Annotated in this window: 19 protein-coding genes and 3 pseudogenes; 14 read left to right on the top strand and 8 right to left on the bottom strand. The window is 59.9% G+C overall.

From position 1 onward, the window contains the following. Positions 1 to 244: 244 nt before the first annotated feature. Together LVJ94_05260 and LVJ94_05255 are read right to left on the bottom strand one after the other, a co-directional pair. A complete protein-coding gene (locus tag LVJ94_05260; protein WXB06644.1) occupies positions 245 to 910 on the bottom strand; it encodes a hypothetical protein in 666 nt (221 codons plus the stop codon). A 601-nt stretch (positions 911 to 1,511) separates the two neighbouring features. Next, positions 1,512 to 1,820 carry a stress-induced protein gene (locus tag LVJ94_05255; GenBank protein WXB10684.1) on the bottom strand — a complete coding sequence of 103 codons (309 nt, stop codon included), beginning with the start codon at positions 1,818 to 1,820 and terminating at the stop codon, positions 1,512 to 1,514. A 311-nt stretch (positions 1,821 to 2,131) separates the two neighbouring features. Here LVJ94_05255 and LVJ94_05250 point away from each other — a divergent pair, with 311 nt between their 5' ends. Further along, the gene (locus LVJ94_05250; protein ID WXB06643.1) at positions 2,132 to 2,623 is read left to right on the top strand and encodes a response regulator; all 492 of its coding nucleotides are present in this window, start codon (positions 2,132 to 2,134) and stop codon (positions 2,621 to 2,623) included. A 58-nt stretch (positions 2,624 to 2,681) separates the two neighbouring features. Here LVJ94_05250 and LVJ94_05245 read toward each other — a convergent pair whose 3' ends face one another. The 5 genes and pseudogenes from LVJ94_05245 to LVJ94_05225 form a co-directional block, all read right to left on the bottom strand. Then, the gene (locus LVJ94_05245) at positions 2,682 to 2,903 is read right to left on the bottom strand and encodes a DUF3606 domain-containing protein (GenBank protein ID WXB06642.1); all 222 of its coding nucleotides are present in this window, start codon (positions 2,901 to 2,903) and stop codon (positions 2,682 to 2,684) included. 57 nt (positions 2,904 to 2,960) lie between these two features. Beyond that, positions 2,961 to 3,296: a hypothetical protein gene (locus tag LVJ94_05240; protein WXB06641.1), complete on the bottom strand. Its 336-nt coding sequence runs from the start codon at positions 3,294 to 3,296 to the stop codon at positions 2,961 to 2,963. Between the two features lie 5 nt (positions 3,297 to 3,301). Continuing rightward, the gene (locus LVJ94_05235; protein ID WXB06640.1) at positions 3,302 to 3,829 is read right to left on the bottom strand and encodes a hemerythrin domain-containing protein; all 528 of its coding nucleotides are present in this window, start codon (positions 3,827 to 3,829) and stop codon (positions 3,302 to 3,304) included. 99 nt (positions 3,830 to 3,928) lie between these two features. Further along, positions 3,929 to 4,498 (bottom strand): response regulator, encoded by a 570-nt coding sequence (locus LVJ94_05230; GenBank protein WXB06639.1) that lies wholly within the window; start codon positions 4,496 to 4,498, stop codon positions 3,929 to 3,931. After that, positions 4,462 to 4,813 (bottom strand): annotated as a pseudogene (locus LVJ94_05225) (PAS domain-containing protein). The gene LVJ94_05230 and the pseudogene LVJ94_05225 overlap by 37 nt, the downstream one beginning before the upstream one ends. Before the next feature lie 174 nt (positions 4,814 to 4,987). On the opposite strand from LVJ94_05225, the gene LVJ94_05220 reads away from it, so the two are divergent. The 13 genes and pseudogenes from LVJ94_05220 to LVJ94_05160 all read left to right on the top strand — a co-directional run bounded on the left by LVJ94_05220 (position 4,988) and on the right by LVJ94_05160 (position 21,827). Continuing rightward, complete coding sequence (locus tag LVJ94_05220) at positions 4,988 to 5,401, top strand: low affinity iron permease family protein (protein WXB10683.1); 414 nt, start codon at positions 4,988 to 4,990, stop codon at positions 5,399 to 5,401. 604 nt (positions 5,402 to 6,005) lie between these two features. Beyond that, positions 6,006 to 6,674 carry a DUF2971 domain-containing protein gene (locus LVJ94_05215; protein ID WXB06638.1) on the top strand — a complete coding sequence of 223 codons (669 nt, stop codon included), beginning with the start codon at positions 6,006 to 6,008 and terminating at the stop codon, positions 6,672 to 6,674. Between the two features lie 98 nt (positions 6,675 to 6,772). Next, positions 6,773 to 7,105: a hypothetical protein gene (locus LVJ94_05210; GenBank protein ID WXB06637.1), complete on the top strand. Its 333-nt coding sequence runs from the start codon at positions 6,773 to 6,775 to the stop codon at positions 7,103 to 7,105. Positions 7,106 to 7,576: 471 nt separating this feature from the next. Continuing rightward, positions 7,577 to 8,761, top strand: a pseudogene (locus LVJ94_05205) (hypothetical protein). 402 nt (positions 8,762 to 9,163) lie between these two features. After that, positions 9,164 to 9,490, top strand: coding sequence for a ferritin-like domain-containing protein (locus tag LVJ94_05200; protein WXB06636.1), 327 nt, complete (start codon positions 9,164 to 9,166; stop codon positions 9,488 to 9,490). Between the two features lie 820 nt (positions 9,491 to 10,310). After that, complete coding sequence (locus LVJ94_05195) at positions 10,311 to 11,327, top strand: DUF2252 domain-containing protein (protein WXB10682.1); 1,017 nt, start codon at positions 10,311 to 10,313, stop codon at positions 11,325 to 11,327. Between the two features lie 300 nt (positions 11,328 to 11,627). Then, positions 11,628 to 12,161: a terpene cyclase/mutase family protein gene (locus LVJ94_05190; GenBank protein ID WXB10681.1), complete on the top strand. Its 534-nt coding sequence runs from the start codon at positions 11,628 to 11,630 to the stop codon at positions 12,159 to 12,161. Positions 12,162 to 12,665: 504 nt separating this feature from the next. After that, positions 12,666 to 13,856, top strand: a complete 1,191-nt coding sequence (locus LVJ94_05185; GenBank protein ID WXB06635.1) for a sensor histidine kinase — start codon at positions 12,666 to 12,668, stop codon at positions 13,854 to 13,856. Positions 13,857 to 14,129: 273 nt separating this feature from the next. After that, positions 14,130 to 14,868 (top strand): annotated as a pseudogene (locus LVJ94_05180) (hypothetical protein). 1,074 nt (positions 14,869 to 15,942) lie between these two features. After that, positions 15,943 to 16,179, top strand: a complete 237-nt coding sequence (locus tag LVJ94_05175; GenBank protein WXB06634.1) for a hypothetical protein — start codon at positions 15,943 to 15,945, stop codon at positions 16,177 to 16,179. Between the two features lie 168 nt (positions 16,180 to 16,347). Beyond that, a complete protein-coding gene (locus LVJ94_05170) occupies positions 16,348 to 17,481 on the top strand; it encodes a hypothetical protein (protein WXB06633.1) in 1,134 nt (377 codons plus the stop codon). A gap of 991 nt (positions 17,482 to 18,472) precedes the next feature. Beyond that, positions 18,473 to 20,887, top strand: coding sequence for a DUF262 domain-containing protein (locus LVJ94_05165; GenBank protein WXB06632.1), 2,415 nt, complete (start codon positions 18,473 to 18,475; stop codon positions 20,885 to 20,887). 199 nt (positions 20,888 to 21,086) lie between these two features. Then, complete coding sequence (locus LVJ94_05160; GenBank protein WXB06631.1) at positions 21,087 to 21,827, top strand: hypothetical protein; 741 nt, start codon at positions 21,087 to 21,089, stop codon at positions 21,825 to 21,827. A 176-nt stretch (positions 21,828 to 22,003) separates the two neighbouring features. Here the strand turns inward: LVJ94_05160 and LVJ94_05155 are convergent. Then, a protein-coding gene (locus LVJ94_05155) for an IS3 family transposase (protein WXB06630.1) occupies positions 22,004 to 23,178 on the bottom strand; the annotation gives its coding sequence in 2 pieces (ribosomal slippage) (positions 22,004 to 22,923 and positions 22,923 to 23,178; 1,176 coding nt in all). Between the last annotated feature and the right edge of the window lie 1,827 nt (positions 23,179 to 25,005).

The following is a 25,005-nucleotide window of genomic DNA, read 5'->3' as shown; positions in this document are numbered from 1 at the left end:
TCGTACTCCTCGAGCACCGAATCGGAGAGGTGCTCGAGATGCTTCATCCCAGCGAGAGCACGAATGCTGTCATACGAAAGAAACTTGCATCGTTCGGCCAGGGCTTTGCCTTCGAGCAACGAAAAGACTGGTCGCCTAATCGCGTCGAAAACCTTCAACGTTCGCACTCGGGAGCATGCCTTGATAAACCGATGGTTGTTCTCGCTCGTCGCCCAGCCAATTGCCCCGCCTGCGCTTCGGTTGCTCACCAAAAGTTTGGATCGCTAGCGATGCGTAGTCCGATCGATCCCCATATTGGAACCAACTTTTCGCCGAAGAAGCCGTCGCCCACGGTCGCATCGACCTGTACATGATTCGAGACATATTGTCGGATCCCCGCCTGAAACGCACCGCCCGGTGCGTCCGAGTAAGGATCGCCTGAGAAGATCTCTCCAACCGCGTGAAAGCCGCCCGCTACGCGGACTTGGGTGCCGACACCCCAGGTCACGAAAACGTGACGCCCGCCGAGTGCTGAATCATGCGCCGTGAAGACGCCGAGGTTTTGGTGAACGAGAACGCGGTCGTCGAGATCGAGCGACTCCGTCAGCGCCAGGTACCCAAACGAGTCCCATCCGCGCACCTGGAGAGGCCCTGTTCCAAGCGGCCCGAATACGCCGCCCACCACCGCCAGCCCGGGGATGATCGCGCCCGCCTTCGGCTCCAAGGCGAGCGCTTTGATCTGGAGGGTCGGTGCAGCTACCGTGAAGTGTCGCCCGTCACTTCCGTAGAAGCCACCGGCCGACAGCTCCAGTGGCTTCAATGGCCCAACAGCGAAGACCGTCCAGTGCTGCGGGCCGCCTTCATCCACCCGAAACCACGTCTCCACCTGCGCGGCACGCTCGCCCACCACCCGCGCGTCGTCCGTGATCAACGGCCGAATGGCCCATGCATCGGATGAGTCAAGTTGAATCAGGAGTGAGACCGGGCCGACAATTGAAATGCAAACCGTTTTCCGGTGCATCATCACCTTTTATCGGTCGTGTTCTTCGTCGGACCTTTCTGCGGGCGGTGCGCGACGACGAAAAAGACATTCTTATCGAGCAGTATATGTTATTAGCGGATCTCGATTGCACGCGTAGGAATGGGCGCGTGGATAGGTTGTTCGGGTATCGGTCGGTGAATGGGCTGCTCGTTGGGCTGCGCCGGAAAGGGGACTTCGAGCGGTGGCCCCGCTGGCTTTCCTTGGTCTGGACGCGGCTTCGGAGGGTCCGTTTGCGGTAATGAGGGCATGGGCAGTGTACCTTCCTTATTCGATTCTTGGCTCTATCGGCGGACTTCCCACCTCACGGCAGTCGACTCCATCGAAGCGAATCGCACGCCTAATCTCCTATCGCACCGAGGCCTGCTCGGAACGAAGGCGCGATTCACTTCGACGAGTCGCTCTCTCGGTTTGGCGTTGAGCGCGGCATCCATCGCCCGCCAGGCGAAACGTTGAAGGGATCCCGCGCTGCAACGCTGGGGCGAAAGGTTACTCAGCTATTCTTATGGCTTTGGGAGCCAGCTTTCGCGTGTTGCTCCGAGGAGCCACCACGCTGCCCTTGCTGATTACCTCCTTGGCCTTGGTGCGAGCCGCCCTGCTGTGAGCCTTGTTGGTTGCCACCGCGTGCCTCGCCTCCTTTACGGCCAATGTCGGCCATATGCTGACGGTCCTGGCTCACCGCTTCGCCGCCCTTGCGACCCGCCTCGCGAGCCTCCTCGCTGGTGAACTCGTGCGCGGTGCCCTTCTCGTGAGCAGCCTGGCCGCCTTTGCTCGCTATGTCGCGCTGCTTCTGCTCATCCATCGAGGCAAACCCGCGATTGCTGGTCCCTTGGTTCGAGTTCTGATTGTTTTGAGCCATTTCATGTTCCTTTCTGCGCGCCAGCCGCACGCGTCGTTGTTCTTTGTTCGTCGTGGCGGATGCAGCGACCGTGCCTTCACGACGCGGTCAACATGGTGCGACGCCGAAGTCTTCTGCGAGGCCGGCGCCAATCAGCGATAATTTGTTGTTCAGATTTCTTTCAGGTTCATAGCCGACCTCCGCAAAGGCTCGAGGCTTGCACCCCGTCAACAAGCAGTGACCCGCCCGTACTTCGAAAGGAGGGTCAACTCATCATGGCTAACATTCTTCGCTCTAAGAGGCTCGACGCCCTCGCCGGCACGGATGACGTATCGAGTTTGCCCACGCGCCTGATCATCGCATCAACGCCACACCGTGCGTCGCATGCTCGCGCACGGCCGGGCCTGGCCAGCAGGCGGTGTGTCTTACTGGTCGATGACCATCGCGATACGCGGGCGCTTTACGCAATGTCTCTGAAGCTGGCAGGGTTTCGCGTGGTCGAGGCGGCCGTTGGGGTGCAAGCACTGGAGAGAGCGTTCGGCGAAGGACCCGACATCATCGTCATGGATTTGTGGCTTCCCGTTCTCGACGGTACCACCGCGATGCGTGTTCTTCGACGCGACGAGCGCACCTCGCATACGCCCATCATCGCGCTCACCGCGCATTCAGGTGAAGAGGATCGGTACGCTGAGTTTGATGTCGTTTTGACGAAGCCGTGCTTACCCACCACCTTGAGCGAACACGTTTATAAGATTTTCGCATTATAAGGCTCGGGTCAAAGCGAAAGAACCGGCAAGGCGGGCGGAGCAAACCCCGCTCTCGCCGTCACCGTAGGCTCGCTCCTGTCGCCGGATCGCGAGGCTGGCCCTTGAGCCTTACCAGTTCAGCCTCGACCGCCGAGCGGCTGTTTCCAACTTTGGCGACGGCCCGTCGAACATCGTCGACCGAGACACCAAATTTCTTGACTAAATAGTCGACTTCCCACTTTTCTTCAGCCGCGACCCGAAAGCGATCCGGCATTCCCACCTTGGATTTGTCGTCCGACATCGTCGCTTACCTCCTAGCATGGACCGAAACGTCATATATAAAGAGTGGAAGACGGTTCTAAGCCGATGTGCCTTTGAATGGTGCCGCCATGACACCTCGCTGTGGCGCGCGCCCTGGAGTTTTTCGTGCGGCCTCCCGGCGGCGATGATGCGCGAGGATGTATAAACCGGCGAACGTATTGGCTAGCATGAGCACGTTGGTGACTACGAATACCCAGTTACGGACTAAATAGCTGTAGATGAGAAAGCCGGAAGAAGCGGACAGCTGGCCGATGAACAGCCAGACCGACACGCCGTCGCTCGCCCCCTCACGCCATTGCTTGTGAACTTGTTTAGCGACGGTCAATACGAGGATGACCGAACTGGTCCATCCGAACACTTCGGGCATCGCCATCCGCTCTACCTCGCTACCGCCTGCGATCCGCGGGAAGTGTCCCCCACCGCACGCCGGAAGGTATCCGACGACGTCGTCGTGAGCTCTTCGGTGCTCAGCGTGTCGTAGCCATCCTTTTGGACATCGTTGAACAGTTTCTCGAGCTGCGCGCCGAGTGCTTCGAGCTTGCCTGCGTCGAGCTTCTTTTCGACCTTGGGAAAGAGTTCCTGCTCTTCTTCTTTCACATGGTGCTCGATGAGCTCCTTGAGCACTGTGACACGCGACTTGAAGTTGGGATCTGCCGGATCCGTGCGAAGAAGGCGCTTCAATTCGAGTTCGGCGACGGCGTGCTCCTCGTAGCCTTCGTCCACGTGATCTTTGTCGACTTCACGAATGGCGGGGTAGAAGAGCTGCTGCTCGATCGCCATATGGCCGGCGAGCGCATTCGCCAGCTGGCGAACGAGAGTGGCGGCATTGCCGTTCTTCTTCTCCAACTTCTCGAAGATACCTTTAACCTGTTGATGCTGCTCCCGTAGAAGGGTCGTTGCTTTCATGTCGGGCCTCCTTGCCTACCTACAGCAACTTCCGCGCCGGCCGGAGGACACCTTTTTCTAGACCCCATTTTGTGAACGCATCGTGCTTGCAAGCGCGCTCTAGCGCCATGGTGTGTCAATCACGTTCACCAGATTGCGCACCACGTGAATCAGGTCGCTGAAACTCACTGGCTTCGCCAGGTGGTAGTTGAACCCCGCCTCGAGCCCGCGCCACCGGTCTTCGGCATACGCATATGCGGTTAGGGCGATCGCCGGAGTCGCTCCACCGCCTCCCGGGGCAGCTCCCGGACGGAGCGCATAAACCCGATAGCCATCCTCTCCAGGCATTCCAATATCGCTGACAATGATGTGGGGTTTGAACGTCGCGAGCGCTGCTCGCCCTTCCTTCGCCGTCGCTCCTAACAGTATGTCCACGACGCGAGGATCAATCCGCATCTTTCCGGTCACGATCCGCGACATGTCAAGCATGTCTTCAATAATGGTCGCTTGCGCGGCAGCATTGCGGCGAATTGTCTGGAGTCCCTTCTCTAGGAGATCCGGACTCGATCCGGCTGCAAGAAGGTCGACCCAACCGATGATGGCATTCAGCGGGGTCCTCAGCTCGTGAGAGATGGTGGCGAAGAACTGGTCGTTCAGCCGACTCGCTTCTTGAATACGCGCCAGTTCCACGCGATCGTCTTCCGCCTTACGCGCTCGGTTAAATCGCGCGTCATTTTGGCGAAGCCCACGAGCGTGCCGCTCTCGTCCCTTAGGGCCGTGATGACGACGTTCGCCCAGAGGCGTGTGCCGTCTTTGCGTACGCGCCACCCCTCAGCCTCGAACCGAGCGTGCCACCTCGAGCTCCATCTCGCACTTGCCATTGGCCACGTCTTCGGGCGGGTACAACTTCGCAAAGTAGTGTCCTATGATTTCACGCGCGTCGTAGCCTTTGATGCGTTTCGCCGCGGCGGTCCAAGTCGCCACGCGCCCACCGGCCTCCAACATGAAGATCGCGTAGTCCTTAATGCTTTTGATCAGAAGGCGGAACGTTGCCGGCATGGGGTGGTGCCTGCCAGCTTCGTCACTGAGTGACTGGACGCGCTCGACGAGATCGTCGGGAACAGAGTCCGTTCCCTGTCTTGAGCCATGAGCCCAAGTCTTGCATCATCACGTCCACTCATGGAAGAGCGCTTTCGAAAATTTGCGCATGCGACTGCCGAGGGCGCGGGTACATCCACGGCGTTCATTGTTGCGGCGGCAGTGATCGCCGGCTGGGCGGTGAGCGGACCGTTGTTTCACTTCTCGGACACATGGCAACTCGTTATCAACACCGGAACGACCATCGTGACGTTCTTGATGGTCTTTCTCATCCAGAATACGCAAAATCGCGACGCCAAAGCCATTCACCTCAAACTCGACGAGCTCATTCGCTGCAATGCCAATGCCCGAAACGGGCTATTGGCATTGGAGGACATGAGTGACGAAGATCTGAAAGGTCTCCAAACCGAGTTCGAACAACTCCGCGAACGCATTCACCATGTCCGCAAGAGTCGTTCGAACCTTCGTGCGGCCGACAAGCCCTCCGAGCAGTGAGCGTCACCTACAAAATCTCGATGCGAGCCCGCTCCGGTTTCCGCCGGCGGGCCCTCGGCGCGCGAGCCGCGTTGTCCTTCGCGGTCGCAACGGCGAGATGAACGACTTCGTACTTGTTCCCCTTGGAGGGCGCGGGGCGTTCGTGCAGAGCGGCACTTATAAGATTCTGCATCATTTGCAGCGCCATCGGGCGAGTCGCGCATTTGCACTGGCAGCCCTTCAGAAGAGGGCAGTCAGCCGTAACCTGCCCATCGTCCCCGTACTGCAGCACAATGGGCATATTGCGAAGCGTGTTCATGACAGCTCTCGCTCCCCGCGGGGGTGAGGTGCACTGGACGCTTTCCACTTTGCTGAACCGTTCACTGGCGAGCCTCCCTGATGAAGTGCTTGCCCCTCAGAAACGAGCACCGGCGATTAAGTCGGGGCTCGCATCCTTGGTTCCAAACAGCAGGAAACGGACCAACCTTAGTTTGTCTGAACGGCTGAGGCGAAACCATCTTGGTTTGTCGTACCATCGAAGACGTAAACGGATAATTGCACTCCCTGGCACAGCAAAAGTGCCACAGCGGGTGTGCGCCATCTCACTTTTGCAGGGCGGGCCCACATGCTCGAACGGCTTGACGGTGTGGTGGAAGCACCAGCTTCGGACGCTCCGATCTGGCGCTTCATGGACTTCACGAAGTATGTGTCGATGTTGCATCGACGCGCCCTCTTCTTCGCGCGCGCGGACCAGTTGCCGGATCCCTTCGAGGGGCTCTTCGCGCGCCGCAATCGAGGTCTTGCTCCTCCCGCCTCCAAGCCGAGGAAGGTGCACCAACGCGTTTTTGTGAGCTGCTGGCACGCGAATGAGCACGAATCTGCCGCCATGTGGAGGATCTACCTCAATGGCGAAGAGGGCATTGCCGTCCGAAGCACCGTGTCCCGACTCCGCAGCGTGCTGTCGCAAGCGACCGATACGTTCTATCTGGGGATCGTTCGATATCTCGATTATCAGAAGGAACGTGTACCGGAGGGCGACGAACTTCACCCCTTCTTCTGCAAGCGCAAGAGCTTCGACTACGAACGAGAAGTGCGCGCACTGTGGCGCGCTGGAGATCGCTCCGACGAGGTCGGGCGGTACGTCGCCGCCCAGCTCGATGCCTTGATTGAGGAGGTCGTCGTATCACCCACAGCGGAGCGTTGGTTCGAAGACCTAGTCCGCTCTGTCACCGAAAAATATGGCCTTTCGCTGCCCATCGTGAGCTCGAGCATGCGAGACCCGCCAGGCGAGTGAATCGGCCGAGGTCGGACTTGGCAGCACACGCGGGAGACGCGTGATGCAATGGCCCAGTTTCCGCATAGCGACTTTGTCGAAAAAGGAGGAGCCTCACCATGCCGACCTCGATGCCATCGCGCCTGCATGAGCAACTCTCGGAAATGCACGCCCTTCGACACGAGGTGCATAGCCGCCTGCATCTCGCGGGGCTTGAAGAAGTTTTGCAATGGCAGGACATCGAAGCCGAATCGATCGAACTCGAGAGCAGTCCGACGTCGGACATTGTCGAGAGAAAGCTTTCCGCACTCGTCGAACGACTGGCCAAGTTGCTTGCCTCCATCTCGGATGGCAACCCGGACTCGAAGTCAATGTTCATCGCGGCCGTCAAGCCAGCTCATACTCCCGAAAGGGTGGCTTCGGGAACCTCGCCATCCGGACGAGAAGGCTGAAACCAAGGCCCGCGGATGCGACACATAGGGCTGAATACGGCGTTCTGCATCGCGGGCGCGTGACCGGGCAACGACGGCCGTATCGGCGTCCGTGCCTTGACGGCAGCCACGACGTTCGGTCAGCGGGTGGAAGGGCATCGCCGGCCATGCGGTGGATCGCGCCCTTCGGGACCTTGTTCCCTATCCGACGTGGGTCGCCCTCGGCGCCCATGAGTCTTTGACGCAGCGTGTCTGCGGCAATCTGACGAAGACAGCCAACTTGCCACGACGCCCACTCTACAATAGCATCCGCCTCGTACACTTGCCATGTGTGCCGTTCTTTGATGAATGTGGCATTGCAAGTATAAAACGCCACCGCGGTCGCGTGCATCTCGGCCACAGCATCTCGGCTAACTCCTCGGCGGAAATGCGATTAAGACGAAGTGCACGCCCTTTGCAATCGGCCCGAACTCCCGGCGTGAAGGAGACCCCATGACAATTGACATCTTCAAGGAGCGCGGCATTGCGCTCGACAAACAGGAGTTTGACTGGCGGGACCTCGTGCGCGTTCCGTATAGCAAGCTCGATGACGACGCGTTCACTCGCGTCCGCGTCATCTTGATGAATGGAATCGAATCCGAAGCGTTGCGCTTCAGCCATGCGTGTGCGCGCATGAACAAGCCTTTTCAGCTGTAACTCGCCCGCGTGCGGCGCATCGAGCAGCATCAGCAGACGCTGGTGAACTGGCTCAATCCGCCCGACCAGAACGCCCTCGAGACCGCGATCGGTTTCGAGCAAGTTGCCATTGAGGTCACGGCGAGCGTGGCCATGCACGAGCCCGATCCCTACTTGAAGCAGGTTTATCACTTCGGGATGCTCGAAGACTTCGACCACCTTTACAGATATGCCGCCTTGATGGATCGGTTGGAAGGCAAGGACGCGAACGCGCTGACGCAATGCTACACGGACATCCGAGCCGGTCGCCCGACTCTCGTCGAGCATCGTGCGCCCGAAGATGACCTTCGCGAACCATACGACCGGGCCACGGCCGCCCCGATTTCGAAGTTGAACGCACTCACCACCATGGCTGGTGAGCACCAAACCCACGATTACTACATGACCGTGGGGCCGACCTTCGCGGATCCTGTCGCTCGCCAACTGTACGCGGAGATCGCCAGTATCGAGGAGCAGCACGTTACGCAGTATGAGTCCATCATCGACCCATACGAGACATGGCTCGAAAAGTGGCTCCTGCACGAGGCCGCGGAGGTGTACAATTACTTTGGGTGCTACTCGCAAGAGACGAACCCCCGGATTCGTGACATTTGGGAGCGGTTCCTACAATACGAACTGGGCCATCTTCACTACGTCATGGACCTGTACAAGACGGTCGAGAAGCGCGACCCAGCGGAATTATTGCCGCAAACGTTGCCCGAGCCAGTCAAGTACGCGAGCCATCGCACGTACGTGCGCAAAGTCCTGAACCAGGAAGTGGATCTGCGCGCCAGCGGGACGCAGATCGTCCCATTAAAGGACGACTCGCCAGCGTCCATCGCATACCGCGACCGCATGAATGCCGCGGGCTCGCCGTCGCAAACAGTGGCCGCCGGATACACGTGGGGGCCTGGCGGGGAGCTTGCAATGCAAAATGGGAAAGCGAAGGAGGTGCAGCCGTGAATAAGCATGGGGCCACCATCGACATCAATCGCACCGGAATTCAGGGTGTACCAGCGAGCACGAAGGATTTACTGGACTCTCTAAGCGGCGCGACGCCTACCTCGGAAGGCACAGCGGAACTCATTGCAGCCGAGCGCAATGCGTACGTCGAAACAGGATTCACCGTCGGACACCCTCCTCCTGCGCCGGCCAAGGAATCGATCGACCCTGCAACCGATGTCCAAAATGTGCTGACAGTCGGGATTCTGGTGGACAAGCTGGGCGAACGCCTGGCCTTCGAGCGAAGCGGCGTACGCCTCTACGATGCGCTCATCGGAAGTTCAATTCCGCGGGCGAGCTTGAGGGCGGGCCACGGCGGGAGAGCTCGTCGATATTCGAAACGACGAGCAGCGACACTTCGAAATGGTCCAGAAGGCGATCGAGACAGTCGGGGGCGATCCTACCGGCGTGACACCATCGGCCGACCTCGCTGCGGTCAAATCCATGGGCCTGCCCCAGGTGCTCACCGATCCACGCACAACGCTGGCGGAGGGATTGGAGGCGATCTTGGTCGCGGAGCTCGTCGATAACGACTGTTGGCCGATCCTAATTACCTTGACGGAAAAGCTCGGATACAAGGTCATCGCCAACCAGTTCCGAGAAGCGCTGCAATCCGAGGAGGAGCATCTGGTAAAGGTTCGAGGATGGGTCGAACGCTTGACAATGAATCCTGCAGCGCTGTTGAGCTGACGTGCGCGGAGCGCCAACAACCGTCCGTGTGCCCGCCACCCCGTTCCTGGTTGGCGGGCACACCAATTCAAAGTCGGACGACATTTTGGCCAGCCTCGAACGCGCCCCGTTTTCGCGGCGCATGTTTTTTTCACGGAGTCACATCATGACGACGCCCGCCTACACGGATGCCGAACGCAATCGATGGAAGCAGATTGGACGTGAACGGTACGAAGAGGAATTTTCGGCAACGGGTCACGAGTACGGTGATTACCCGGACCCGTATGGGGATGGCTCGACCTGCTACACCTATGCGGTCGACGGTGCCCATGATCTTCGATGTTGGGAAGCGAGCTCCCATGGAACCATCCACAGCCGACTCTAGTTACCTAATCGACGTAAATGCACCTCAATCGGATTGGCCTAATCATCCGAACGCCGTCAAAGCGTGCTATCGATGATCCACATCGACGGTAAGCCGCATTCAGCTCGGAGCCGTCCAGGTACCAAGCGTAAGACGTTGGGAGCCTGCGCTCTTCTGCGAGGACATCCGAGTCACGAGTTCTGCAAGTGTCGAGTTGAGGGAGGCGCGCTCTATGCTACGGGATCGATGGAAAGCTTCGCCCGATGAAAATGAGTGGGATTCCCACACGGCCTGAACAACGACAGTTGCTGCTGCGACGGCGACGTCAAATGAAGATGGCGCGGAGCGTCCAATCGTACGTGCGCGGCAGCGCGGAACGATTCTACGAATGGTTGGCTGGCGAAAAAGGGCACACTTTGCCAGAAGGTCCCCGTTTATGGATCTGCGGCGACTGCCACGTCGAAAAATATCGGCCCCATCGGCGATGTCGATGAGGACGTCGCGGTTCAGGTCCGCGATCTCGACCAAACAGTCCTGGGCAATCCAGCCCACGATCTGGTACGACTGGGGCTCTCCCTTGCAATGGCCGCGCGCGAGTCTGATTTGCCGGGCGTGACCACCGCGAAAATGCTCGAGGAAATGATCGTGGGGTATCAGGCGTCCTTGCTTGGCCGACCGCAGCAACCAAGCAATGGTAGGGGACCTAAAAAACCCGAATCGATTCGCATCGTTCTTAAGAAGGCATTGCGGCGCACTTGGAAAGACCTTTTCGAGGAGCGGTTGGAAGACACCACGCCGGACATCCCCCTCGGCGCGCACTTCTGGCCGTTGTCCGCCACGGAGAAGAAAGTCGTCAAGGAGCTATTCTCATCGAACGACGTACGCAGGCTGGTCACTCTACCCTCCGTTTACGACGGCAATGCGGGCATCGAAGTCGTCGACGCTGCTCATTGGGTGAAGGGATGCAGCTCCCTCGGTCGGATTCGCATCGCTGTGCTCGTTCGGGTCGAGGGGCCTGCGGGGAGCAAGCGGAAGATTTGTCTAGTCGACGTCAAGGAAGCTGCAACGGCCATTGCTCCGCACTACAAAGATGCGCGAATGCCTCGCTCGAATGCGGAGCGAATTGTCATGGGCGCCAAACATCTAGCGCCCGCTCTTGGCAAGAGGATGCTCGCCGCGAGGCTCTACGGGAAAGCGGTTTTTCTTCGCGAGCTTCTCCCGCAAGATCTAAAATTCGATCTAAAAAATCTTTGCGAAAAAGAGGCGATGAAAATTGCCCGCTACCTTGCCGTCGTAGTCGGCCAGGCTCACGCACGACAACTCGATGGAAGCGGGCGTGCATCCTGGAAACGTGAGCTGGACCGCCATCACACGAAATCTCTGGACGCACCGTCATGGCTCTGGGCCAGCGTCGTTGACCTGGTAGCTATTCACGAAGTCGCCTATTTGGCTCATTGCCGAAAGTGCGCGATGGTTCGGGCGCGGCAAACGTAAACCGTGCCCATTTTCGGCGTCCAGGCGCCGTTTGATGAGATCATTTGATCGGAGCTCCGCACCGGCGGCGATGCGCACGCACTTCGCCTTCTTGATGCCTTCCGACGGAGGCTGGCCTTTCGCCACCCGCATGCATCAGACCGACGTGGATACCACCACCCGGTGCATGGAGTTCCTCAGGCCTGCGACCCGGTGCGCCACCGCGGGCCATTGGCCAGGGGGAACGTTTATTTAGCCGAGATCGCCGGTCCTGACGGTGGGTTCCCCACTTGGGTGCGCGGCGACGCCCCGGACGTGGACATGACCGGGGGGATCCTGGCGCTAGCACCGGAAGCCCGGCGCCACGCCCGACTGCTCATGGGGGCGATGGAATTCGTGCTGAACGCCCAGCTGCCCGATGGGACCTTCGAGCGTAGCTGGACGGTCAGCGAATCCAGCGGCATCCTGCGTGCGCTGGACGCGTTGCACGCCATTCCGGGCACCGCGCTCGGGGACCGGATCAAGGTGGCCAGCACCCGGTCCGTGGCGCGCCTGCTGGCGATGCCGAACACCGATGGCGGCTGGGGCCAGCACGCCGACCGCCCCAGCGACGTGCTCTCCACCGCCCAGGCGGTGCCTGCGCTGGCGCGGCTCGGCAACCCACTGGCGGTCAGCCGGGCGGTGGCCTACCTGGTAGCCCACCAGGACCCCGACGGCGGCTTCACCTCGGTCCCCGACCAGGTCGGCCCGAGGCCACTTCCGTTCGACTACCCCGTACTCACCGACATCCGCACTCTCACCGCCCTGCGCCGCGCGAGTGCGCTTGCCCTCCCGCGCGCCAAGCAGCCCCGGTAAGGGGTACTCCACCCAGATGCTGCCAGTCTTCTCTAACCATGCAGTCGGCGTCGTCGACCTCGACCTTGAGAGACACTTCCCAAATCCCCCGCGACGCGCGAGACGCATCATTGCGATCTCTGCCCGCGGTACCAGCCGCCCGTGGTAACCGCCCCTCGTTGACCTGGGCTGCCCGCGCATTGGGCGGCTTCGTGCCCATGAGCCCACGCGGCACATTCCGATTGCTACCGTTCGCGCTCGCCGAGCAGATTCGAAACCTGTTTGCCATCGCCGGTGACGGAGTGCCCAAGGGTAGGCCGCCACATCGCGTCTGAATTTGTCCTGCAGAGTCCTCTCGCCCGAGGCTTGTGGCGCCGGCCATCGAGGACGACAACGTCGGCACCGAGAGTTCTGGTCGGTTGCCGTTCGGGTGCTTTTGCCCACTGCCGCCTCGAACGGTCCGCTCGGACATCCACCTCTCACCTGGTACTTGTCGGCTGGCCAGGGTGGCCGAACAAGGGCTTAATGAGCCACATGAGCACCAGCGATCGATCTTTCAACGAGACGGCAAAACGTGGCCGCTTGGCAAAGCTCCTTCGGAAGGAGCGGCAGGTCCTGCTCGACCGATGGCTCGATCGCGTTCTCGAGGATCCCAACATCCCCACCGCCAACAAGCTTGCGCGGCCGGCACTCGAGGACAATATGCCCACGCTGCTCGACCGCCTCATCGAAAGAACTGCGACCCTTGACCTCGATGAAGAGAGTGAGAGCACTGACCGGCACGTCGGCGCCGTGAAGGAGATCGGCATCACGCATGCACAACATCGTTTTGAGGTGCACTACACTGCGGAAGAGACGATCCGCGAACTTTCCCTATTCCGGGAGGTCCTGCTCGAACTCTGCGTCGAAAATCTCATCGTACTCACCCTGGACGAATCGAAGCTCGTGCACCTTGCCATCGACGGAATGATGGCGGCGAACGCCGAGCAGGTCGAAGAGAAGGTCTTCGGTCGAAGCGAGCAGGCTATGGCCATCGTCGCGCACGATCTCCGCAATCCGGTTCACAACGTGGAAGGATACGCGCAGCTCTTGAAGGCCGGCACACCGCTGGATGCGGTTGCCGTTGGAGAAGCCCTCGAGCGAAGCACCAAGCAAATGAACCGCCTCATCGAAGACTTGCTGTTGATGTCCAAGCTCGATATTGGGCAGCTGTCGATTCAGGCCGAGCAAGTCGATGCGTGTGAGCTCGTGAAAGAGATCCTCGAGCAGTTCTACCATCCAGCAAAACGAAAGCGCATCGCGCTCACGAGCGATCTTCCGGAGCGCGAGGTGCCCGTCGCGTGTGATCCGGTTCGAATCGGGCAAGCCATCGGAAACTTGGTCTCGAACGCGCTCAAGTTTACGCCCCAGGGGGGGCGTGTCTGGGTGGAGCTCGAGCGAGGAGCGACCCATGTCATCTTTCGAGTCGGGGATACCGGTGCGGGGATTCCACCGGAACTGCGCGACCACATCTTTCGTCCGTTTTGGCAAGGAAGCAAAACCGCGCGCCACGGCGTCGGCCTCGGCCTTGCGATTGTCCGGGGGGTCGTGGACGCGCACGGTGGAAGTGTTTCCGTTCGCGAGGCGCCGGGAGGGGGCGCGATGTTCTGCTTCACGCTCCCAGTGGAGGAGCCCGCGCGGCCCAGCACGTCGTTTGGCATCGACACGACCCAATGACGGGAAGAGATCGCGCCGAGCAGGCGCCTCGTCTTGACGTGCGTGCGCCCATCCGGGCGATTCCACTCAGAAAGCGGAGACAACACTTCATGCCTTCTTCGTCACCGAAACGGCCTGCGCATCGCCCAGGCCGTGTACCTGCTCACCACGACCGCCGGGAGCTTCTTCCTCGAGGGAATTCAGGGCGCGTTCCTCCGCGCCAACATGAGCGATACACAGACCGCCCCCGAGTTCAAAAATTGCACTCCCTCAAAGCCCCCGTCATCGGAATCGATCGAGGTCACGGAGAAGGCCACGCGTCGCCCGTTCACGGCGAAATACAAGCTGCGCATTCTCGAGGAGGCCGACGCTTGTTCCAAGGCCGGTGAGCTGGGCGCGCTGCTTCGACGCGAAGGGCTCTATTCGTCGCATCTTACGGTCTAGCATGAGGCTCGCCGCCGTCTCGTTGCCTCGAGCCACGTTCTATCGCCACCAGCGGCCCATGAGACCGCCGACGCCGCGCGGGTACCCTCTCGGGCGTTGTCGCCCGAGGAGTGCCGCGTGGTGCTCGACGTGCTGCACGAACCGAGAGTCGTCGACAAGGCGCCCGCCGAGGTCTACACCACATTGCTCGACGAAGGGCGGTACCTTTGCTCGGTACGAACGATGTACCATGTCCTGACCAGCGACGGAGAAGTTCGCGAACGCAGAGATGTGCTCCGTCACGCGAACCATCCTCGCCCTGAGCTGCTCGCGACGGGCCCCAATCAAGTTGGAGTTGGCATATCTAGAAACTGCTTGGCACAAAGAAGTGCACCTACTTCTATCTATATGGCATTTCTCGATGTATTCAGTCGCTACGTCGTCGGTTGATGGCCCGGCCGCATGTCTCGAACGACAATCCCTTTTCGGAGTTCCAGTTCAAGACTTCCCCGAGCGTTTCGGCTGCATCCAAGATGCCGGTGCCTTCTGCTCGCCCTTCTTCGCTTGGTACAACAACGATCACCGCCACGAAGGGCTCGAGCTGCACACGCATCACGCATTGCCCGTTTCCAAGGCTGGGGCTTGCGCTTGTAATTCCTCTGATGCTTGCACCTCGCTGTGAGCTGGCACTTCTGCGATATGCCGTTTCACCGCGGCCAGTGTCCGCTGCTATCGTCAGCTGTCTGGGCGTCGGTGGCATGGGGATCCACCGCGGTCCAGGAGTGTAGCGTCTCTTCTCGTCGTACGTGCATCGAACACCTTCGAAACACGACTACGCTCTTCAAGGATCCCACCACGATCTATATGAACGGCGTGATCAACTCTCGGGATCGTTCGCCAGCGGTCTGCTCGTGAATTGGGAATCGGCCGATAGCCCACCGGAACCTCATTTCACGATTGGCTGCCTCGTCCCGGAGCAGCCTGAGCACGACATCCCCGAGTATGGCTATACTCCGCCCGCGTCAGACGGGGAAGAAGACGATAAAGATACGCGGCCGTTCTTGGATTTCGGTGGAAAGGCCCTCCGTGACAAGAGAGTTGCTGCACGAATCCAGGCCACAGACGAGCAGACCGTGAGGAACGCGGCACTGGTAGCAAGCGAGCGAGCACGCGCCTCGGAAGGGAAGCAAAAAGCGAAGAAGGAGCGACGAGCGGCCCTTGCCACAACGCTCGCCGAACTGCGCGCGACGAATCGCGACGGTGACGAGCATTCTGGCTGAGGTATCTTGCCCCTGCCGTTACTTTTCACCTCGGCAGGACTCCAAGCGCGTAAACACGCGTCCCCTCGAAATTCGGGCAACCATTGGGCAATCGACTGCACGCGTTGCATGAAAGCTGCCCGGCCTCGTTTCGACAAACCCGTTTTCCCTCACAACCGGCTGGAGCGACCTTGAAGCTCGCTTTCTCCGGGCGACACGTTCCACCTTCCTTTCTGTAAAGGTTCTTCACCTCGACTTCGGTCAATTGACGCCCGAGGCCGAGATTCACGCGATCGTATCGCTTGTGCGTCCCAAGTGGCTCACTCAGGTCGAGCGATACGCTCGTTGGGGCGACGACGCTCTGACAGGCCTCGAAGGTGGCATGAAGGACCGGCTGCGTGCAGCGCGAATCAAGATAATTCCCGATGAAGAACCAAGGCACCAGGCGGTCGCTATCGGCACAATTCATACATTTTTCAAGCGAGTCCGCGGGTGACGCGGTTGAAGCTGCCGGCTTCGAAGCGGATGGCGAAGACGTCGTCGCTGGTTCGGTGTTGGAACAACCCGCAAGAAAAACGGAGTACAAGGCGGCGCGCGCGTACACGTTCATGTTGGGACTCTCATCGGCCCTCGACGGCGATCGGTTGCGCGCTGCACGCTGACGCGTGCGGCGCGCGTATGCATGTTGTCGCAACGTCATGGCGGACGCCAACTGGCCCGCAGGAAAAACCTCCACGACGAGGACGATTTCGGCCATGGATCGTTCACAAAGCTGAAGAACGAACTTTTTCGTCGCGAGTGAAGCAGTATGGCTCTCGAGGGACGAGTCGATGGATCAGGAATGCCAGCTGGCCGAAATCACGTTCGAGGCGCTCACCGAATCTCGAGCGACGGAAGTCGCATCGAACGCGCGCAAATCGCTCGAAGACGCGCCACTTCTTTCCGAAGCGCTCCGCAAAGCACTCGGTCCAGTTCTCCAGGTCGGAGGCCACGGCGCACCGGTTGCGATGAACCGGGGCAAGTATCTCGTCGAGTTCACCGCCGAAGGAAACGCGGCCCTTCGCAATGGCTTGGTGACGTTCCTTCAGCGCACGGACGGCCGCGCCCAGGCGACGCTCGTATCCCGGGTCGGGACCATTCAAGAGAACGCGGTTCTCGGGCGGGCCGCGACACAGGGCGCTGCCGTGGCGATTTCCGTCGTGCACGTCGCCATACTGCTCGCCGTCCAGGCACAGCTCGTTACGATGGAGCGTTCGTTGGCACGCATCGAGATGAAGCTCGACACGGTCCAACTCCACCTGGACGACCAGCAACGCTCTCGTGTGCATGGCTTGCTTCGCTTGCTTCGGACGCTCGGCGAAGAGATGGCAGCGTCGGATTGGGCCAGCGATGACCTGCTTCGTTGGAAAATAAGCCTGGATCGAGCCGACACGGACTTTCACGAGCTCGATTACTTTGCGACGCAGCAGAGTGAGGCCGCCGCCAAACGAATCAATGATTTGCCCGTCAACGCGACCTGGTTGGGCCCGACAGGGGTCACGCTGCTCCAACAACTTGAGGAGGCAGTGAAGCGTGACCGTCATCACCAAGACATGAGGCTTTCGTGCCTGCTCGGCCGCCTGGCCGTCGCTCGTCTTCGCGCTGCTCTTGGCGCTCACGCCTCCGTCGACGAGATCCGTGCCAAGATTGAGAAAGCGACCCTTGCTGCGCGAGAACATGAAGCGCGGGTCGTGGATCGTGCGCTAGCGTTTACGACGAAGCTCCGGCCTCACACCTTCGAGTCAAACGCACGCCGAAAGCTTCGCGATGAAGCTTGCTCCTTTCGCGAGCATGTCGAGCGTGTGGGCGGCGCCCTGTCACGCCAGCTCGCGGCACTCGAAGCGAAACACCGCATCGAGGTTCGCGCTTTGTTGGACGTAGACGATGGCACCGTGCGGAATGCCGAGTTGCTCGAGAGCGGATGAGCGAGCCTTCACCGGGGTGACCTTCACTTCAATCGCGACGTCGCGAGAATCGCTCCCCCGACATCCGCGCGCGGCGAGCAGCGGATCCGTTCCGGGCTATCTCCCCGAGTGGCCGGCCGTTCGCCCTGCGCACATCACCACACAGGAGATACGGCGCGGCGCCTTCTGCAAATTTTGGCAACGTCGCGCGAAACCATTTTGGACGATGACCGATGTTGAAAACGAAGGGGCGATTCGGATGAGAGTCGCCAAAGGCAACGACCATGCAGCATCCCGGACGTGCCTCGAAGCACCGCCATCCAACGCGTTCCGCCGCAAACGATAACTGGACCACGGAAATTCTTTGGGGGACCAAGGCCCCGCTGTTCGAGCGCGCCGTTCTCCATGTGCTCTTCAAATGGTCCACCATGCCATGGCGATGGATCTACGCGGCGACTTCGGCCGCGTTGACGCCGTCCCTTGCAGCAATGTGGGAGTCGACGTCGGCTGTCCCTTATCTACTGGCAAAGCTTGCCCTCGCCGACGCATTAAGACGGCCCCCAGGTACACCCGGAACGGATTCCGAAGGTCGAACGACGGAATACTGGTTCGTCGTGGCCCAAGTCTTCGTGGTCGCCACGGGTGAGGGCCAACTGGGGTGCGGCCGCCCGTGGGTCGACCGTTACGTCGACCAAGCTCTAAAGCATTTTTATCATCCAATTCCACCGCATTGGATTTGCTCACGACTCGGAGGCACGCGTGACGTCCATCCCATAGGGGATGACGCTCTGCAGGTTGTCGAAGACCTCCGCCGCAAGATTGTGAATCGCGTACCGGCGCAGATGAAGTAGCGGGGCGTTCGACTTCATTTGCGAGATCCCTCGCGAATCATCCGTAAATCACCGTGCTGCGCGCATCGCCTCGACTGCGCATCGAACACGCTGCCAGCTCATAGCCGTTAGGGATTGAGCTGACCAGCATTGCCAGCCATTCCTCAACTCTACAAGAAGCCATGAAATACAAAGTCCAGAACAACGGCACGATGACTTTATGGGCATCCATACGGAAGGATTCTCGAATACCCATGCAAAGTCGCGACATCCCGCAAACCAATCGTTTCGAACGGATACGCACGGTGCTGCAATCCATTCACGACGGCGCCAAGGAATCACTCCGTGTTGATGAAAAAACCGGAATCGGCATGCGACACGCGAGCTATGCTCTGAACACCGCACGCATACTCGGGTGGCTCGAGGAAGATTCTCATGAATACGCGCTCACGGAGAGCGGGCGCTCGTTTCTGGCGACAGAGACTGGATCCGATGTGGAGCGCTCGACTCTTCGCGCCGCCGTGCTCGCGTCGCGGGTGGTGCGTGAGCTGACGCCAAACCTGCTGGACGAGCAGCACGCACCGAGCATCGAAGGCGTCGCGCTCGCAATCCGAAGGAACACGCCAAACATGTCGGAATCGACAGCTTACCGACGTGCTCAGACTCTATTGTCATGGCGGCAGCAGATCCTCCAAGAGAACGCGCCGGGAGCCGCGCGCAACTATGCTGAGGCCACAAGCCCCCCAACGGCCGCGCTCGCCGAAGGCAATGCGACTCGCCGACGTAAGGGAGCCCGGTCGCCAATGGCGCCGGCCCAAACGGAGCGGGAGACGCCCCCCTTCGCGATGAAGCCACGCCAGATGAAGGTGAAGGAGCTCGCGGAACTGAAAAGGGATGGGAAACTGTTTCTTCCCGACCTACAACGGGGCTTCGTCTGGAACAACGAGCGCGTCAAGGCGCTCCACGATTCCCTCTACAGGGGATATCCGATTGGCGCATTGCTCTTATGGAAGCCCACGTGGCAAGGCGACGACGAAGCGTCTCCATTTTCAACACGCTCCTGGGACCTGTGTCCCGCGAACGACGAGGGAAAGGGTGAGCCAGAAACCCTTACCCCAGTTCGACCAGGAGCCGTGTTCGTGCTCGATGGCCAGCAGCGCCTCACCTCACTTTTTCGTGTCATTTTCAAGAACCGCGCCCGAGGAAAGAAGTCCAAGGACCCGGACCTACGTACAGCCCTCTCGCCCAAAAGAGAATGGGTGGAGCAACCCTTTCACATTGCCTCCAAACAGCTGCATCGGCAGCTCAATGACGGGTTGGTCGTGCCCGCCGAGGTGCTCTTTGCTGGCATCCGAAAAGAAGGCAGCGAGAGCGCCGCGATAAAACAAGCCATCGAGGAATGGGTGAAACCCGGGAGCGACGAGTACGACAAGGCGAACGACCGCGCGAACGCGATTCGTGATGCCATCCTCAACGCCGAGATCCTCGCCTATGAGATCGACGCCGACGTCGACGACGACAACGTCGTCGAGGTTTTTGCGCGGCTCAATCAGCAGGGCGTGCGTCTCCGCCCAAGTGACCTTGCCGCGGCGCGACTCACGGGATCCATGAGCATGTTCCGTGCGCGCGCGCGAGAATCGCTGAGCGAGCGTGATTTTCAAGACTTTGGGGGCGGAGAGGACGCCGACGAACTGGTTCGAACGGGTGGACAGGTTGATACCGATCTTCTCGTCCGCACTGCGCTCTTTCTCGGCACCGGTGTCCTTCGATATCGCGATATCGAGAAACGCCGGCGCGTAGGCGGAGACGGCGGCCCTTACGCAAACGTCGAGGGGAGTTGGGAAAGCGCCGTCGACGGGCTGAGGCAGATCGTTCGCGTCCTCCGGCGGGCGGGAGTTCCTTCGGGATCATGGCTCCCCTATCGATACGCGCTCCTCGTTCCGGCCGTCGCCGCCGCGCGTGGGCGGTTGCACGACGAGGACTGGTGGCTTGGATGGATACTCACTGCGAGCCTGTGGGGTCATTATTCGAGCTCGGCCGAGACCATGGTTCAGTCGGACGCCAAACTCGCAGCGGATGGAGACTACAAAGGACTCCTCAACAGCATTCTGATCAACGCGAAGCGCGCGGATTCGGTCCTGCCGGACGAAAGCGACTTTACGCAAAACATCGTCCGGCAGAGCGGCGTTCAATTGGCGCTATTGGTAAACCTCTATCGGGAAGATCGCGTCTCGTTCCCGAGTGGTGCACGTTTTCGCAACAACCTCCCCTCAGGCAGTGAGCCCGTTCAGGTTCACCATATCTTTGCCCGGGCCTATCTAGATGACGATGGAGACACGACAATCGCTCCCGATCGAATTGGGAATCTGACACCGTTGCTTCGGAAGGACAATGAGCACCTAAAAGACGCGCCGGCCGCGGACTACCTCGCTGACATCGTGCGCAAGGGAAATCTGGACCAACTGCAGCATCACGATATTCCCGAGGATGAAAACCTCTGGCCCGGTGAGCACTACGAAGCGTTCTGCGAGGAGCGGGAGAAGCGCCTCGCGAAAACGGTTACAGGTCTTTTGAAGAAGCTGCTGAAGCTCGGGTAAATACAGCATTCAATGGCGATACGTAACCACCTAAAGCGCTACTTCATGGCATGACCCATGAACGCATTGACATTGCCAATCAAGGCGAGTTCGAAACCGCTCGGGTCATGTGGGAGGTCCTCACGTGGCTTCGCCGGCACAATACTACATGAACGCGTGTGTCGCGCGAACACGGCATTCAAGCAGGAGTGACAATTCGATGAAAGCAACCAAAGCGCCGAGCAGAATGAAGAGCGAGAGGGGCCGGAACACCAAAGCAGAGAAAATGAAAGCCATCGCCGATGAACTTCGGCAACTGCGACGCCATCTTCATCGGTACAAGGACGAAAAACTGCAGTTACCCGCCGGCGTGCTCACCTGGACGGCGGGGCTGATCGAGGACAGTGAGTTCAAGAAGCGCTTGCCTTCGAAACTCGATGCAGATCTACGCCAAGCGCTCGACCTGCTATCAGGTTGGGGAGAATGGCGCGACGGGGATCGGCGACCATGGTGGCATAGCGGCTCTTACCGGCCCATGGCACCAGGCGAAGGGCGCGTCATTGACTTGACCAGAGAGAGGGTCGCTCGACTCCAAAGAAAACTGAGCAGTTCACATCCGTTTCCCCCACCTCCAGAGCAGCCGATTAATCTGGATGACGCCGATTCCGAGCCAGGCTTTTGGTATCTCATATACGAAGCTGTTTATCACGGCCGATCATATGTTGCCGCGGCCGCGAATCTCCTCGCTAATGTGAAAAACACGATCGAGGGCGGCCAGGCACACGATCGATTGAAGGACGGGCTTGGCCGCGAAAGGTCGCGCATCGATTTCGACAGCGCCGAGGTGCTGTCCTTCTATCGCGCTCTGAATGAGGCCTTTCGGGCGGTAAAGAATATGGAACCAATCTGGACAAACGTCTTCCACCAAATTCCGAAGTTTCGAACGGCATGGCCTTGTTGACGGCTTAGCTCCCAACCGACTCGTCGTGCCCCTTAGCGTGCCGAGTGATGCATTCTACCGACAGCCGGCCGACGAAAACGGTCATACGAAAACAGGGAGCCGTCATCCTCGTCTTGGAGCGGGCGTCGGCATGAGGCTACTCCGGTGATCCTCCCCCGCTGCAGTGGACACCGTCACTATGCGGACAGCTTGTTTGATTGCAACAAAATTAATTCAAACTCAATTGGGCTAACGTAACCAATCGACGAATGCCGTCTAACGGGGTTGTAGAAATTGTCGATGTAGTCGGCGATCGACGCGATCGCGCAAGCCCTCGTCACGTAGTTTTCATGATCGATCAACTCGCCCTTGATTGTGGCGAAGAAGCTCTCGGCGACGGCGTTGTCCCAGCAGTCGCCCTTGCGGCTCATACTCGCCACGAAGCCATGTCGTTCGAGTCCGGCACGGTAGTCGGCGCTCGCGTACGGGCTGCCGCGGTCCGAGTGATGAAGCAGCCCCGTTGGCGGTTTTCGGCTGTTCACGGCGCTGCGAAGGGCCTGCAACGCGAGCTCCCGGTCGTTGGTTTCGCTGGTCGCCCAGCCGACGACTCGTCGCGAATAGAGATCAAGGATCGCGGCGAGGTAAAGCCAGCCTTCAAGGGTCCAGACGTACGTCACGTCGGTCACCCATGCCGTATTCGGAAGATCGACGTCGAACCGTCGCTCGAGCAGATTCGCGGCAACGGGGTGCGCATGCTTCGAGTCCGTGGTGCGACGAAAGCGTCGTTTTCGTTTCGCGGCAATCCCCTGCTGGCGCATCAAGCGTTCGACGCGTTTCCGAGCCACGCGGATGCCCCGAGCCCGCAGTTCCCGATGCACACGCGGGCTTCCGTAGGTGCCACGACTGCGCTTGTGCGACGCTTCAATCTGCGTCGCGAGCTTCTCGTCACTCGTCCTGGCTTTCGACTTCGGCCGTGCTTTCCAGGCGTAGTAGCCGCTTCGCGAGACGCCGAGTACGAAGCAGAGAACCTGAATGGGCCAGAACGTCTTCTCCACGTCGATGAACGCGAACTTCACGTGTTCTCCTTCGCGAAGAATGTTGCTGCTTTTTTTAAGATCTCGCGCTCCATCTCGAGGCGTTTCACCTTTCGGCGAAGCTCCGCGAGTTCCTCACGCTCCGGCGTCGTCAGCTCGTTCGATGTGGCACTCTTCGGCGCTTGCGCGTCGGCGCGCTTGACCCAAGCTCGCAGCGCCGTTTCCGTTAGATCGAGGTCGTTCGCGACCTGCGCGATGGTTCGATCTCCGCTCTTGCAAAGCCGAACTGCATCTGCCTTGAACTCGGGCGTAAACACCCGTCGTTTCCGTTTCGCCATGGGACACTCCTCGCGTTACTTCGAGTTAACGGGACTGTCCACTGAAACGGGGGACCTCCAGTATGTCTCCAACATTCATCGCATCCAACCGAAGTTCGCAGGCCAATCGGCATACGCAACGCAGAGGCTCGAGTCCTTGTAGACGTCCGGAGCAATGGCCTCGTCACAGCATTGACGAGTGCGGGCGCCTTTCTCGAGATCTTAGATCTTAAAGCGCCGTACGAGCAGCCCCACGACCTCTGCCTCGACGCGGGATAGGTCCTCGAGGGAGTGAGCCTGGCCACTTTACAGGATATAGGTGGCCGGATCTCTGCGGCGATCTCCTCCGAGGCCCGCGCGTAACTGGCGCGAGGACCTCGCGAAGTTCTCGCGAGGATTCGCCATTTGGCGGAAATTCCTATCCTTTCTCTTGTTCGCCTCGACAGCGCCCTCTCAACTTCCGCGGTCACGCCGACGACCGCAGAGGGCTGGTGCTGGGGGACGCTAAACGGCGGATTGGCCCCCACCGGAGCTGACGGATGTTACCGCTCTAGGAAGGCGCCCCCCTCGTGGTGGCCCCTCGGAGATCGCCGTCGAGCGCGCGATGATGTTCGCGTAATAGGCTCCGTCACGACGGCCCTGTTCCTCGACACAGGTCGGGGAGGCAGAGGGCACGCGAGTAACGCATCGTCACGCGCGTCACCGCCATTTACCGGCGTCCTTTTCAAGTCGCAACAATCCAACTGATCAACTGATACCGCCCCCTCTCGGCAAGCAGCCTCACGCACGCTTTGCGAGCAGCCCCATTGACGGCTTCCACGCCGAGCTCGAGCGTCTAGGCGAGGGAAACGGAGGCCAACTTGCGTGACGTTTCGGGCTCCACGACGGCTGGGCGCGGATCAGAGAGGACATACAATCTCCCGGCAGACAGACGCACGACCGGAAGCGCTAGAGCGCTCACCCGATAAATTTGAACTGCCGACGCAGATGCCAGCCGCTCGTCAACTTTGTCCCTCCGTCATGCAACGTCGTGGCGCCGTCACGCCGCCTGCCTCGTCACGATTCGTGACTAAGGCTCGCCCCAACGACGGGGACTGGTCACGATTCGTGACTAAGGCCCTTCGGGCAACGCCATGACGGTACCGATGGCCCACGGACGAGATCGTCGCACGAAGTCGCGAACCAGGCGCATGGGGGTCGCTTCGGTCCGAGGTCCGGGGCGCTGGGCCTGAATGTCGAAGCAGGGTCCGCGAAACTGCAAAATCAGGGAGGGCGAGCGTGCACAGCGATGATCGCTGTGCACGACGCAGCCTCACTCTCATGGCATCGTCATGACCGTCACCATCGTCACCTTCCCACGCTAGGTCACCTCGAACACCGATTCCGTGCGACTACGCATTATTCGCGCGGCCGCGGGATCCAGCCAACTGCGAAATTTCCATACAATGTATGATGAAAGACCAAATACATGCAGATCTCCCGAGCAATTTCCCCCGCCCCGAATAGCGGGGGGGAAATTCACCGCGGAATTTTGACGTCCACCGGCGAGACCATGAAACCGTTCATGCTAAGCGTCCGCGCGCATCGTTGTGACCCAACCAATTGTCATCCTTATGGCGGGTTTTCCCATCGTCCTCCAACTGAGGTAATTTTCACCTCGGTTGCCCAAGGCTATTTTTTTCCAGCTCTGCGCGATCGCTGCAATCGGCCATTCCCAATGATCGACACATCGGACGGAGGGGGAAAGTCTCGCCGCTCGCGCTCAAGCACGTCACCTTGGCGCCGGATTCGCCGTGCACAGAGATGATCTCTGTGCACGCCCGAACCTTTCGCTGGGCGGTCGGCTCG

Source organism: Sorangiineae bacterium MSr11367 (assembly GCA_037157805.1).
Lineage (GTDB): Bacteria > Myxococcota_A > Polyangia > Polyangiales > Polyangiaceae > Pendulispora > Pendulispora rubella.
Note: the sequence above shows the minus strand (reverse complement) of the source record. Positions and strands in the feature narration are given on the sequence as shown.